11 protein-coding genes are annotated in these 13,353 nt (G+C 38.7%); 8 read left to right on the top strand and 3 right to left on the bottom strand.

Annotated features, from left to right (window positions below; translation table 11 throughout):
* Positions 1 to 234 precede the first annotated feature (234 nt).
* On the top strand, positions 235 to 1,038 hold the full coding sequence (locus CXF88_RS06025) for a polysaccharide deacetylase family protein (RefSeq protein ID WP_101086010.1): 804 nt from the start codon (positions 235 to 237) through the stop codon (positions 1,036 to 1,038).
* Positions 1,039 to 1,249: 211 nt separating this feature from the next.
* Here CXF88_RS06025 and trmH read toward each other — a convergent pair whose 3' ends face one another.
* Entirely contained in the window at positions 1,250 to 1,951 is a 702-nt protein-coding gene (gene trmH / locus CXF88_RS06020) for a tRNA (guanosine(18)-2'-O)-methyltransferase TrmH (RefSeq protein ID WP_101086009.1), read from the bottom strand.
* Between the two features lie 316 nt (positions 1,952 to 2,267).
* On the opposite strand from trmH, the gene CXF88_RS06015 reads away from it, so the two are divergent.
* Positions 2,268 to 2,654, top strand: coding sequence for a ribosome recycling factor family protein (locus CXF88_RS06015; RefSeq protein WP_101086310.1), 387 nt, complete (start codon positions 2,268 to 2,270; stop codon positions 2,652 to 2,654).
* A gap of 352 nt (positions 2,655 to 3,006) precedes the next feature.
* Here CXF88_RS06015 and CXF88_RS06010 read toward each other — a convergent pair whose 3' ends face one another.
* On the bottom strand, positions 3,007 to 3,582 hold the full coding sequence (locus CXF88_RS06010) for a porin family protein (RefSeq protein WP_011636217.1): 576 nt from the start codon (positions 3,580 to 3,582) through the stop codon (positions 3,007 to 3,009).
* 900 nt (positions 3,583 to 4,482) lie between these two features.
* Between CXF88_RS06010 and CXF88_RS06005 the strand changes: the two genes are divergently transcribed.
* The 4 genes from CXF88_RS06005 to CXF88_RS05990 all read left to right on the top strand — a co-directional run bounded on the left by CXF88_RS06005 (position 4,483) and on the right by CXF88_RS05990 (position 9,698).
* Positions 4,483 to 4,695, top strand: a complete 213-nt coding sequence (locus CXF88_RS06005; protein ID WP_011636218.1) for a cold-shock protein — start codon at positions 4,483 to 4,485, stop codon at positions 4,693 to 4,695.
* A 309-nt stretch (positions 4,696 to 5,004) separates the two neighbouring features.
* Positions 5,005 to 5,235, top strand: coding sequence for a hypothetical protein (locus tag CXF88_RS06000; protein WP_101086008.1), 231 nt, complete (start codon positions 5,005 to 5,007; stop codon positions 5,233 to 5,235).
* Between the two features lie 546 nt (positions 5,236 to 5,781).
* Positions 5,782 to 6,798 (top strand): hypothetical protein, encoded by a 1,017-nt coding sequence (locus CXF88_RS05995; RefSeq protein WP_101086007.1) that lies wholly within the window; start codon positions 5,782 to 5,784, stop codon positions 6,796 to 6,798.
* A 713-nt stretch (positions 6,799 to 7,511) separates the two neighbouring features.
* Positions 7,512 to 9,698, top strand: a complete 2,187-nt coding sequence (locus tag CXF88_RS05990) for an OsmC domain/YcaO domain-containing protein (RefSeq protein ID WP_101086006.1) — start codon at positions 7,512 to 7,514, stop codon at positions 9,696 to 9,698.
* 86 nt (positions 9,699 to 9,784) lie between these two features.
* Here CXF88_RS05990 and CXF88_RS05985 read toward each other — a convergent pair whose 3' ends face one another.
* Positions 9,785 to 11,272 carry a CotH kinase family protein gene (locus CXF88_RS05985; RefSeq protein ID WP_101086005.1) on the bottom strand — a complete coding sequence of 496 codons (1,488 nt, stop codon included), beginning with the start codon at positions 11,270 to 11,272 and terminating at the stop codon, positions 9,785 to 9,787.
* A 288-nt stretch (positions 11,273 to 11,560) separates the two neighbouring features.
* On the opposite strand from CXF88_RS05985, the gene CXF88_RS05980 reads away from it, so the two are divergent.
* Both CXF88_RS05980 and CXF88_RS05975 read left to right on the top strand, forming a co-directional pair.
* Positions 11,561 to 12,964, top strand: coding sequence for a hypothetical protein (locus CXF88_RS05980; protein WP_101086004.1), 1,404 nt, complete (start codon positions 11,561 to 11,563; stop codon positions 12,962 to 12,964).
* A 136-nt stretch (positions 12,965 to 13,100) separates the two neighbouring features.
* Complete coding sequence (locus tag CXF88_RS05975; RefSeq protein WP_101086003.1) at positions 13,101 to 13,349, top strand: hypothetical protein; 249 nt, start codon at positions 13,101 to 13,103, stop codon at positions 13,347 to 13,349.
* Positions 13,350 to 13,353: the final 4 nt, after the last annotated feature.

Below are 13,353 nucleotides of genomic sequence, written 5' to 3'. Positions count from 1 at the left end.
TTGCCTGAGACGTTGAATAAACGATAGCTTTCAATACTGTATAAAAAACGGCTACCGTATAAAAGCAATTGCCTATAGGATTAACACTAGCGACTAATATGCATGGCGTCGGCCAAGTCCAATAGACGATTGAGCTTTTGATTACATAACACTCAACCATGCTGATGTAGATTAAGCGCATGTGGATTAATGACAAGGAATTAGTTCAAGTGACTTTATGGACACTAGATTATTATGATTAAACCAATTTGTTTTTTTGCTGCACTACTACTTTCATTATCAAGCTATGCAAAAACGCCAAGTACGGTTAACACACTAGGTGATACGTTCACTTGGCCAGGCGGGAGCAAGTTAGCCGTTAGTCTGTCTTATGATGATGCGCTTAATAGTCAGTTAGATAATGTGATACCCGCGCTGGATAAACATAATTTCAAGGCGTCTTTTTATGTGGTAGTAAACTCTCCGGTTATGAATGTCCGGTTAGATGAATGGCGTGCAGCTGCTAACCGTGGCCATGAGCTTGGCAATCACAGTGTTTATCATCCTTGTCGAGCCTCTTTGCCGAACAAAGATTGGGTAGAGGCGCATCATGATCTTGATCATTACAGCGTGGCGCAGATGATTGAAGAGCTAAAAGTAGCCAATACTTTTTTAAAGGCCATTGATGGTCAATCGGAACGGACTTATACGGTGCCTTGTGGCGATATGGTAATTGGCGCTGATGTGTTGAGTCACCAACAATACCTGAGTCAGCTCAATGAGTTATTTACTGCGGTGAAAGGGCAAGGGAAAGATTCTCGATTTTCACTGATATTATATCCAGAAGGCCAAAGTGGCAAAGAGCTTATCGATTATATTCGCCATATTCCCGCAGATACTTTACTGGTAAACGTAATATTTCATGGGGTTGGAGGAGATTATTTATCGGTGTCATCTGAGGCACACGCTGAATTATTAACGTTTTTAGCCAATAACCGGGATGCTTATTATGTTGATTCATACATCAACTTGATGAAATATGCTGACAGTAAGCTGTAAGTGTTCAATCATTTGATGGTAGGCAAGGGAGTGTAGATGGCAGGTTGATAAGCCTCGTAGTTTTCTTATAACTCAGCGGTTATTTCAAATGGCTCAAAGCTCTATCAAGTCGTTCAGAATACTTATCAAACAGTGGTGCAGAATAATTGAGGCCAAATACTGGCCTCAATTATTAGTTCTTAGTTATTAGTAGATGTACTGAGTTGATGCATCAATCCACCAAGGTTTGTGGATTTGGTGCGCGCATTCTATCCCACCACTCTTTGTCAGCTACAATTTGGCCTTGATCATCAATGGCTGGGTAGGGGATCTGTTTGCGGCGACACGCTTTGGCATAAACCGGATGACCTTGTTCAAATAACATAGTCTGGCAGTAGCTGTGATCCAGTCTACGTGTGCCGTACATCTTGGCTACTTCGCGCTGGCGCTGAGCTTCATACATCACTAGTGCTGCGGCAACCGACACGTTAAGCGATTGCACCATGCCACGCATGGGAATAATGATATGTTGGTCTGCTGCAGCAATGGCTTCTGCGCTGACGCCGTCACGCTCATTACCCATTACAATGGCAGTGGGTTGAGTATAATCAATCTCACGAAAATCAACCGCAGAGTCCGAAAACGTAGTGGTTAATATCTGCATTTTCTGTTTTTTAAAGGCCTGGTGAGCTTCTTCAAAAGTGTAATGTTTAACGGTATCAACCCATTGCTGGCTGCCAGAAGCGGTATTACCCGATACCCGCATATCATCATCGGGCCACACTGCATGAATTTGATGTATGCCCACACAGTCAGCAGAGCGAAGAACCGCAGCAATATTATTGGTCATATGCACTTTATCAAGGCAAACCGTTAAGTCGACTTGGCGGTTATCAAGCATTTGATTTATTCGGGCAAAACGTTCTGGACTCATGAGGTATTTCTACTTAATTTTATTCAACATATTTTAACATTAGCTTTCAACAGAAAGGGCGCTAAATGCGCTGGTAAGCGGTTAATATTGATATCAGGTGATTATTTCGAGTGGCATTATAGCGTTAAAATGCGAACGCTAAAACGTCATCAATCGTGACAAGAGATTGGTTACTACATAATTCTGATTTTTATTACTATGTTGCTTTTAAAGATATGCTAGTAAGTTATAGATAACGTTGAAGTTAGTAGTTTTTACCGATAAAAGTGTTTTAGCCAGAACTCATTTCAACAAAGTAGGTTTGCCACAAAATATTATGATTGAAGATATTACCATCCCACTTCCATCGCTTATTCATCGAATTGGTGGAGAGAAAACCAAGCAAGCTAAAGTCATTGCGCTGCAATTTAACTGCGAGCTGAAGCGTGTACGTCGGTCTCGGAATTGGGGCGTTATCGGTGAGGCGGTTAATATTCAGTCGTTTATTGAACAGTTAAAAGCACAAAATGATGATAATTTTCGTTATCTTATTCAAAAGATTGAGACCGCGCTTCTTGGCCATGCAGATAAGTTAGAGCCATTAGATGCAAAACTTGTCCGCTTAATTAAACAAACTCCAGGTATCACCTTGGGGGAACTTATGCAGCTTACCCAATGTACATTAACTGAGGCGCGAGTGGCTCGTTTTAAAGTCGATTTTTGATTATTTCAACGTGTGATTCTTACTTTTTTATGCTGCAGGATCGCAATACTCCGTGGCGATAAAAATACAGCGCTTGTTGTTTTGAGCCCCAAGCTCAGTATGTAAATTTTGCATCGCAGTGAATAAACAGAGTTAAAGATAAGCAACCTAAATCATCAATTGTTTTATTGACGTAAATCGCAGACACAAGAGCGATGCTCATATAACTTGTTTTGGGTAGAAGGTTAATCGCTTTAATGCGGATCTTAGAATGATAGGTATAAAATAAAGGTGTAACACAATTTGCATTACACCCTTCTGAATTTTATTATTAAGTAGTTAATTTAAGCACTCTACTTAATCACTAGAATCACTAGAAACGATATTCAACACCGATACTAGCCTGCTTAAAGTCTGTTTCTGTGTCGGAACCGTTAGAGACATTATCTAAGTTAATTTCTGCATCATACCAAGTGTACTCCGCATTAATTAAAAAACGATCTGTTACTTTAAACGCGACACCAGCACCGGCAAATACACCTTCATCATCTTTATTGCCAGAAAACCCGACCACGTCATAATCTGTTGAGTACCATAACTGACCACCTTTGGCATACAACTCTATTCGCTCAGCAATTGGCAATGTCACTTTTAGACCAGCGGTATAACCATCTGTTTCAGCGCTAGATAAGTTGTTGCCGTAACTACCAAAATCAATATAGCTACCTTCTAGAGCTAAGTATTTGTTGAAGCGATAACCTACTAGGCCCTGGAGTACATCATTGTCGTCGTCAAAGTCATCTTCGCCATCGACTTTTAGGTAACCATAATTAGCGCCGACATAAACGCCATTTTCTGCTACGTCTTTCTTGAAGTCATCAGCGTGAGAATAAGTACTAAAAGAGGCTAACGAAATAAGTCCGGCTAAAGTAAGAATCGTATTTTTCATAAGGTACTCCTAGTTAATTACGTAAATACATCTAACTAAATACAAAACGGATGCCAACTTTATAAAAGTAACAGAGAGTTAATTATCGATATTTAAATTTAACATTTAATATCAACAGCTTATGTTTAGTATTTTTGGTGAGGGAAGGTGTAGGTGATGATATCTCAAGCGAAACGGCTTATTTTTTCACCCGCTCAATGAGCCAGTAATAATGTAAAACGGTATTTTTTTCTGATTAAATTGTAATTTTTTCATCTTTAAAACATAATGTTATCAATATGTTGTGGTTTTATTTGTTGTTGCTTATTTTCTAGAAAAGATAAAATCTTAGTCATAAACTTGCTATGTTGATTTAGCTTTTAAAGTGTAGGCTTGTCCGATAGCGTTAAAGTACAACCGTTAAAGTACAACCATTAAAGTACAACCATTAAAGAAAGATAATGACTATACAGTAATAAGCCCAATAACCGGATTATCAACACGTTAGGATCGAAAACCTAGATTGTAAATTGGGTTGGATGACTTGCCTAATTGGATTATGAAGCTAATTTCATATCTGTTTTTGGTTAACGGCTATGGCAGGCGCTATGGCTAATCTAGTGGCTAATCTAGTGGATTAAGGTTGCAGGTGGCAATGCTGCTAATCAAGTGGTTTTAGGTGTTGTTTATATTTATTCAATAAAAATATTTACAAGCTTAGATATTCGTGTATTATATGCCTTGCTCTGACATTCAGAGTTATTAATGAACATCAAGTAAAAGAAAAGCCTTAGAATCTCTTCGTTATCGTTGTTATCCTCTGTGTTTCCCTTAGCTTCATCGTGACATTCAATAATTCAAGCTTGAGCGCATCGCATTTTCGCGACAGATTGATTAATTTTAATATATAAGGGACACATCATGTCTAACAAAACAACTGGTTTAGTAAAATGGTTTAACGAAGATAAAGGTTTTGGTTTTATCACTCCTGATAACGGCGGCGCTGACGTGTTCGTTCATTTCCGTTCAATCACTTCAGAGGGTTTCAAGACTCTTGCTGAAGGCCAGAAAGTTTCTTTTGATGTTGAGCAAGGCCAAAAAGGCCCACAAGCTGCTAACGTAGTAGCTGTGTAACTCGACGTTATAAGAATAACGCAAACGGTTTAACGACTGTTTGCGTTTTTTTATGTCTGCGATTTAACAACTTGTATTCGTAACGGGTATAAACGGTTTATTTTTGTAGTGTCATCATTTCAAATTATTATTTTAACTATGTCTCCTCTGCTTGTTCATCACCATCCTCAACATGAGCAGAATCTAACTGTGATCTAATTTTCTTATTTCTCCATAATCCTATTTCTACTTTGATCTGAATCAAGGCTATTGATCGCAAATAGTTTCATTATATTAGCTGTACATCATGTTGATGATAGCGAGGCCATAATGCCGGATAACAAACTCATATTGATCTTAAAAATCTGTATCTCGATTGGGTTCAGCCTAATTTTGTTAGGCATTTATTGTCATAATTTCAGTGATACGATTGAGATGATGGGAGTTAATGGAATTATTATTAGTGCGATGTGCGTGGCCTTTGGCATGGCATTGTCGCTACCGACAAAAATGTACCTGACTTTTATGCTGGTTAAGCGTGAAGCAGATAAAGCGTCATAATCTCATCGTGGTCGGTTCGTTACAAGATGAGCGTTAATGTTTACACTAACGATATTTCATTTCACATAGAATGTTATTCCCTCCTAGAACACTACAGCAAGTCGCTTTTTAATGACTAAAACAGTCTAATTCTCTTCATTTTCTATTAGAAAATCGGTTGTCATAATACATAAATTAACGGGCATAAAAAGAAATTTTCCGCGGTTGCAATAACAATTTAATACTTAATGATGACGTTTTTTAGTGGTTGATTATTAAAGATTATATATAAATTCAGAGCCGAATGATGGTTAGTTTATTGTGGCTATAACGCTGTTGGTTAATTTTATATTGAGTGATAGCATATTTGAGGTTAAAAATACTTATTACATTGATTTTAGAGCTATTAAGTATATTGAAATAAATTATTTAATCGCTAAAAAATGATTTAATTTGAGGGTATATGTGTGACTTTTATTATCTTTTAGCCTTTTTCGTGGTGACATTAGTAGTTGGATCAGTTATTACTATTTATACAAACAGGAAAATAACATTTAAGGAAAAATAATGCCTTCATGGTTTGATAATGTTCAGCTTGGTTTTGATATGGCGACAAGTCTGACAATTGTTGGTGCCGCAGTGACTTGGGTTATTCGTGAAAAGAAGCAGGCTGAAGCTGAAAAAGTGCGCGGAATTAATCAACAAGTTCGATCTACAAGTCTAAAAAAAGTACAAGATGTACTTTTTGAGATGGAAGATAAATTTTCAGTGTTGATCAATGAGACACAGACCTATGAAAATATGATCGATAATCGTGTTCGCAAAGTAAATGATCAACTCGATTTTTCTCGGTTGAATTTAGCGATAAAACGAGATGATCAATTTCTGATTAAAGCGATTGATCGTCTCCAAGCGATTCGCGAAGAATTAGGCCAATTTTATGAATTGATTCAGGTTAGACGTTATAGCTTGATACCTTTACTTGATGCTATTGAAGAAGGTGATAAGTATATTGGTGTATTCCAACAAAACATCGACGAAGTCGGTGATGCTTATAACCAAGTGACATCAGGAAATGTATCTCTGTTAAAAGAACTAGAAGCAGTTATTTCAATGCTCAACAAACAGTTTGGTGATGAGCTTATTGACGTATCTGATGAAGTCAAAAAAGAGCTTTTTCAAAAGATATCGACAGATGAAACGTTTATGAAACCAATACAATCTATCATTTACGATGAAGATTATTTCTATTGGGTACAACGTTTTGTTCCTGCAGGAAGAGAAGAAGATTATTTAGAAAAGGTTGTCAGACCAAGTAAAATTGAAGATAAAGAGCTTTGCTCTGAAGTAATGGTTCATTTTATTTTAGCCTTAATTGGTAAAAATCATGAGCTAATTTCTCAAGTCTTGAGAACCGCTTCGGGATCGGTGATGAAAGCCAGAATTGAGTGTAAAGATATTTTGATTTCACTTAGTGCAATTTCGCATAAATTGGTGATGGATAATCACGGCGATACACTTGAAAAAGTAATCGCAAAGTATGAGTCTGAAGAATATTTTGGCCGAAACGTAACTATTCGCTAGTCGATCTATTTAACATTGAACTTGCTGTTTATATTTTACAGATGATTAGGGTCTGTTGATCTTTGTTGGTTGAATTTTGTTCGAGTTAAAAACGTTTTAATCGAGGCGAATGAATTGCTGCCTAGTCATCTAAGCAAAATGCATTCAACAAAGAGTAAAACGTTTTTAGCCGAACCTTTCGGGCAGCGTTTGTAGGTCATTTTTACTATGTTATCGACTTTTTATATAGAATAACTACACCACAAAGTCTCTGTCTTGTAGCTCATGTTTAAGTAATGGCCAACAATTCTCTGCAAAAAAAACCTTGAAAGATCAACAGGACCTAGTGTTTCTAGGTCTTACCGGACTTAGTGGCAGATGAATGAGGGGGATACCCTTTCATCATTTATACATTGGGTTTTGCCTTTACCAAGACAGGCTTTAACCTTTGCCGTTAATACATTCATAATACGATCTGTGACGATTGGCTCTACAGTGATATCTGTTTATTTTTATTGAAATGAGCGTGTTCATCAATTTAGTCATTTTTATAAACACTATTGATTAGCTAGCACTGTTCTGCTGCTAGCTAATCAATAGTGTTTATCCTGCAAAATCACCTTAAAGCTATCATTTTGGCAATTAACCCAAGACTATTGGGTCAAAAACACCGATAATTCACCCTAATTTAGACAAGCTGGCCGTTTGGTTGCGCAAGACTGTGGATATATTCAATGGAAATCAAAGTAAATTTTCTCGATAATTTGAGACTCGAAGCTAAGTTTGACGACTTTACCGTCACCGCCGATCAGCCGATCCGTTACAAAGGTGATGGTTCTGCTCCTAGTCCTTTTGATTATTTCTTAGCATCTTCAGCACTTTGCGCCGCTTACTTCATTAAGGTGTATTGTAAAGCTCGTGATATTTCGACTGAAAATATCAAATTGTCGCAAAACAATATCGTTGACCCGGAAGATCGTTATAACCAAATTTTCCAAATTCAAGTTGAGTTACCGGATGATATTTCGGATAAAGATCGTCAAGGTATTTTACGTTCAATCGATCGTTGTACCGTTAAAAAAGTGGTTCAGACTGGGCCAGAGTTTAAAATCGAAACCGTTGAAAACTTAGACGCCGACGCCAATGCGATGTTGATGGGCCAAACTGAAGCAGATGCGAGTACTTTTATCTTAGGTAAAGACTTACCGCTTGAGCAAACTATTAAAAACATGACGGGGTTGTTAGCCGACCTTGGGATGAAGATTGAGATTTCGTCATGGCGTAACATTGTGCCTAATGTGTGGTCTTTACATATTCGTGATGCAGCATCACCTATGTGTTTCACCAACGGAAAAGGTGCCACTAAAGAGAGCGCGTTATGTTCTGCTTTAGGCGAGTTTATCGAGCGTCTTAATAATAACTTTTTCTATAACGATCAATTCTTTGGTACTGAAATCGCTAATAGCGAATTTGTGCATTACCCCAATGAGAAATGGTTTGCGCTAGAGGATGATGACGCTCTGCCTACTGGCATTTTAGATGAATACTGTTTAGATATTTATAATCCCGATGAAGAGTTATGTGGCTCGCATTTAATTGATACTAACTCAGGCAATAAAGATCGTGGCATTTGTGCTATTCCATACACGCGTCAGTCAGATGGGGAAACGGTCTATTTCCCGTCTAACCTTATTGAAAACTTATTTTTAAGCAATGGCATGAGTGCGGGTAATAACCTGCAAGAAGCCCATGTGCAGTGTTTATCTGAAATTTTTGAACGTGCAGTTAAACGTCAAATTATCGAACAAGAAATTGTACTACCCGATGTACCAATGGCAGTACTTGAGAAATACCCAAGTATTTTAGCGGGCATTAAAGGGCTTGAAGAGCAAGGCTTTCCTATTGTGGTGAAAGATGCTTCCTTAGGCGGCCAATTTCCGGTTATGTGCGTGACCTTAATGAACCCACGTACTGGTGGTGTATTTGCCTCGTTTGGTGCACACCCTAGCTTTGAAGTGGCATTAGAGCGCAGCTTAACCGAGTTATTACAAGGTCGCAGCTTTGAAGGCTTAAACGATGTGCCAAAGCCTACTTTTAATAGCATGGCAGTGACTGAGCCAGAAAACTTTGTTGAACACTTTATTGATTCAACAGGGGTTATCTCTTGGCGTTTCTTTAGCAGTAAGTTTGATTACGAATTCTGTGAATGGGACTTTAGCGGTACTAGTGAAGAAGAAGCCAGCGGTTTATTCGGTATTTTAGAGGCCATGGGCAAAGAAGTGTATATTGCCGAGTTTACAGATTTAGGCGCATCTGCGTGTCGTATTTTAGTGCCGGAATATTCAGAAGTGTATCCAGTAGATGACTTGATTTGGGACAACACCAATAAGTCTTTAAACTACCGTGAAGATATCTTAAATCTGCATTCATTAAGCACTAAAGCGTTAGGTAAGTTAGTTAATCGCTTAGAAGAAAGCCAGCTAGATAACCATACCGATATTCGTACGTTAATTGGTATTGTGTTTGATGAAAATACGGTTTGGGGCCAGTTAACCATTATCGAACTGAAGATTTTGATTTATCTTGCATTAGGCTCGCACGAAGATGCGATTGAATTGGTAGGTGAGTTCTTACAGTTTAACGACAATACCGTCCAACGAGGTCTGTTTTATCAAGCTGTGAATGCAGTATTGGAAGTGACCTTAGATGAAGACTTAGAACTTGAGCACTTTATCGGTAACTTTAACCGCATGTTCGGTAAAGAAGTGATGGACAATGTTGTCGGTTCGGTTAATGGCACAGTACGCTTTTATGGCCTGAGCAAAACCAGCATGAATCTCGAAGGCATTGAACCGCATTTACGTTTGATCGAAAGCTACAAAAAACTACATCAAGCGCGTAAAGCAAACCTTAGTATCTAGTTTATTGGTTCTGTTTTGCATAGCAAAAAGCCCGCCATTTATGTGGCGGGCTTTTTGTTGCGCTATATTGTGAAGGAGTGGTGTGCTTACTGTTTGTCTAAATAACTTTCTACAGCAGTGGCTCTATCTTCTGCATGCTCTATTAGCTCATCGATAGCACGGTAAAAATCGCTGCTACTTTCTAAAAAACTATACCCAGATACTTCAGTGGTCGCATAAGGGGCAACAAGTGCAGAGTAAGCATTGTAGCTTGCTTGCATTTTATTGGTTTCGAATGCATCGCTGATAACCTCCAGTAAAAACTGGTTGTAGCGGTCACGGTATACATCATCTGCGTACAGTTTTGATATGAGTGGCCAGCTGCTTGAGTTGAGGTCAGAGAAGTCTAACGACAATGCGCCACCTTGTTTCCCGTCTTGCAATGCTTCGTTGTTGTCCCAAGGTATCCAGGTCAGTTTTGAATTGTCTGGATTGCTATATAAATAGTAGTTGTGTGGCATTAAGCCGTAAGTGTCCCAGTTTTGAATGATGCCATTAACGGCTAAGTATTTTAAAAATACATCAACATCAAATACCGTTTCTAAATTGGCTCGCCATGTTTCAGGGTCTGTGGTGCGAGTGTCGTCGTGTAAGGCGGTAAACAGGGCTTGTATATCTGACCAATCTTCGTCGTCTTCGTTAGTTTTTTTCTCAAAATCTTCTTGATTAAATGACCCATCAACAAACATTGCGCCATCATCTTCGGGTTTGTACAAGTTACCTTTGTCGCTAGAAAATTGCGTGTCGATTACCGTGTCATCAATTTCTTCTACAAGAGTATATAAACCAAAATATTCAGGGCCGTCGCCATGGTCAACGTATAAGGTATAAAACCCAGTGTGAGATACCGCAAGCCCTGCATCTTTAAACACATCCGCAGCCACTTTTTCACGTAACATTGACTCGTCATCAAAGTTATTTTTTAAACTAAACTTTTTAAAGCCATAAAAACGTTGGTTTTTAATTTGTGGGTAATCGTCTTTATACTCGTCGAAATCAAGTTTAAGTGCCAGTTTCAGAATGCCTTGTTGCCAGCTAGTTTGCAGTGATGAATTACCTTTAAAGCGGATGCCGACGCGATACCATTGCGTGCCGTTATAAAATACTTCAGCTGGAACAAAAATAGGATCTTCATCGGTATCACTTAAGCTATTTGATGAGCTTCTACCAAATTCGCCATAGAGTGCTGTCATGTCATCTAACATGCTCTGCCAGCGATCTTCTGTTACAACGATATCGAGTCGTTTAACTTCGGTATCACTAAACACTTCATCAAAGTTAGGGTCGACATTTTTACTGTGAGTTTCGTCAGTCCAATCGGTTGCTATAAAATCTGCGTCGGTGATCTCTGTTTCGGTATCAGTGCTTGTGTCAGTATCAGCGCTAATGACCGTTTCGGTTATTTCGCTGCTGCTATCACTGTCGCTACCACAACCTGTGAGTATGAAAGCACAACTGAGTGTCATGATAAGTAATAGTGTCATTGGCTGGTTAATTAACCGCTTTTTGAAGTGTAAGTTATTAAGGGAAAACATCGGGCTCTCCTAGTACTTGGGTAAGATTGTTAACATAAAGTCATTACCAGCATGTTAGAGAGTAAAAGTGCAGAAACTGCACAGTGAGTGTGGAACAAAATAGCAATTCGATAAAAGTGCGATCTTGTTCAAAGTGATATATTTGCGTGCTAATAGCCGTCGCCACCGGTATTCGATAAGATAAATGAGTTTACAGTGAAGAGGTTTCTCTTTAGGTTAGTGAACAATAATAATGTTAACGTCTTGTAAAAAAGCATATTCTTAATAATTAATATTCAAGGACGATAAATGAAATCTTCACTTTTTTTGATTGGTTGTGCAATGTTAAGCCCTGCTATAAACGCCAATGAATTACCGCCAATTTTAGATTTTTACCCACTTTGTAGTCCACACACTATCGATACAGCCAATGATAAAATCGTCTACGATATTGACTCAGACTTGCTGGAATCGTCTAGTGATGGCGTGTTGTCCCATCGTGATGCTTATATACAACAAGCCTTTGTGGAAATACAGCGCAAAGCTGCAGCAGCAGGAGCGGATGCGATTATTATTGATAGATTAAGTGTTGGCGGAATTGAGCGAAGTATTGACTTGCAAGATGACAGTAGCCGAGTTAAATCGAACACCAAGCAAATTCATGTGATTACCACTGCGCAATACGTTACCTTTTGTGACGATACACAACTGAGCAAAGATCCCACACCTTATAACAGTGAAGGTAAATCGGTTTCGTATACCCAAACCACAGTAAAGTTGACGATGCCAAACGAGGGGAATGTATTAAAGCAAGCGCAAAAACACCAAGCACCTGATGCGCTTATTACAACCGACAGCGCCTATGGCATACACATTGGTGACTCGGTTGATGTTTTACAACAAGCATTAGGTCCTCACAGTATTCAGTTGCAACTCGACAATGGTGCAACCGTTTATGGTTATGGGCGCAGTCTATGGTTTGTTGTTAAAGACAATCGTATCGAGATGATTACCCAGGATTTAGGATTGTTAAATGGCCATGGTCAAAACCAAATTGCCTTAAGTGAAAACTATGATGGCGATAATTGGGTGATTGCTAACCAAGTGCGTCAAGGTGATGGGCTTGCTAGCGTGAAAGCGCATTTAGCGCTTAAAAAGCAAGGTGATGTTTACAGTGTGGGAGGTAAAAATAGCCGATTGATATTAACCTTTGAAGACTATAATGAAAGTCTAGATAACGCTGCTGTTTCTCGACTTAACAGCTTTGCCATTATGCCATTAACAGTCACTGATGATCATCACGTTAAGTTCGGTAACTTTGATAATATCGACATCGCAACATTGTTGACATTAGCATTTAAGCAAGCTTATACCTTGCAACCACAACAGCTCATCAACCAAATCCAATTGACAGACAACGGTCCAAAAGTGCTGGTGAATAGCAATGTATTATTGGGTTTTGATCGCCAAGGAGTCGTTAATTCAATTAAAATTACCGAGTCGATGTTTGGCATGCAAACGATGAGTGAATTTAATGCTGTGCTTGCTAATTATCAGTTGCCTACTATCAAATCTCAATTGTTGGAGCGATACCCAAACGCAGAAGATAATTTTGATAACATTATGCTGACAAAAGGGACGGTGATGTTGTCGATTAATTTTGATTCATACGATGACGATGCGCAGCTGATTGATTTTACGTTACGTTTTTAATCATCTTAGCGACTAGACCTGAGTGAGTGGTACAGTTACCAGCGCTATAGGCACAGATGGCATACAATATACCTTATTGAGGTTCAATGGGGTAAAGTAGCACCCAAGTTTTGATCTAAATTTGTTGGGAATACAAATGAATATTGAAAATAATGTGATTGATAATTTAGCCGAATTAGAACGCTTTTTACTGTCGGTGGAAAAGGGCGGTTTAGGTTTGGAAGGTGTTGCTGGTGTGGGTATGGCAACTAGTCATGCTGACGGTCGTCATTTTGTTGCGGTATTTGGTGATAACCACAAGCTATTACTTGGCCGTTGGATTACCGCAGAAATCTTCGAAAGTGGTCAAGATATGGTTAAAAATGGGCTTAAATCTAAGCATTGATGAA

The sequence above is a fragment of the Shewanella sp. ALD9 genome (genome assembly GCF_002836315.1).
Classification (GTDB): Bacteria; Pseudomonadota; Gammaproteobacteria; order Enterobacterales; family Shewanellaceae; genus Shewanella.
Note: the sequence above shows the minus strand (reverse complement) of the source record. Positions and strands in the feature narration are given on the sequence as shown.

Bases quoted from the DNA above. Each gene is read 5' to 3' on its own strand.
- CXF88_RS05980 (WP_101086004.1), top strand. From the start codon at position 11,561: ATGAAATCTTCACTTTTTTTGATTGGTTGTGCAATGTTAAGCCCTGCT.
- CXF88_RS06005 (WP_011636218.1), top strand. From the start codon at position 4,483: ATGTCTAACAAAACAACTGGTTTAGTAAAATGGTTTAACGAAGATAAA.
- CXF88_RS06025 (WP_101086010.1), top strand. From the start codon at position 235: ATGATTAAACCAATTTGTTTTTTTGCTGCACTACTACTTTCATTATCA.
- CXF88_RS05990 (WP_101086006.1), top strand. From the start codon at position 7,512: ATGGAAATCAAAGTAAATTTTCTCGATAATTTGAGACTCGAAGCTAAG.
- CXF88_RS05975 (WP_101086003.1), top strand. From the start codon at position 13,101: ATGAATATTGAAAATAATGTGATTGATAATTTAGCCGAATTAGAACGC.
- CXF88_RS05995 (WP_101086007.1), top strand. From the start codon at position 5,782: ATGCCTTCATGGTTTGATAATGTTCAGCTTGGTTTTGATATGGCGACA.
- CXF88_RS06010 (WP_011636217.1), bottom strand. From the start codon at position 3,582: ATGAAAAATACGATTCTTACTTTAGCCGGACTTATTTCGTTAGCCTCT.
- trmH (WP_101086009.1), bottom strand. From the start codon at position 1,951: ATGAGTCCAGAACGTTTTGCCCGAATAAATCAAATGCTTGATAACCGC.
- CXF88_RS06015 (WP_101086310.1), top strand. From the start codon at position 2,268: ATGATTGAAGATATTACCATCCCACTTCCATCGCTTATTCATCGAATT.
- CXF88_RS06000 (WP_101086008.1), top strand. From the start codon at position 5,005: ATGCCGGATAACAAACTCATATTGATCTTAAAAATCTGTATCTCGATT.
- CXF88_RS05985 (WP_101086005.1), bottom strand. From the start codon at position 11,272: ATGTTTTCCCTTAATAACTTACACTTCAAAAAGCGGTTAATTAACCAG.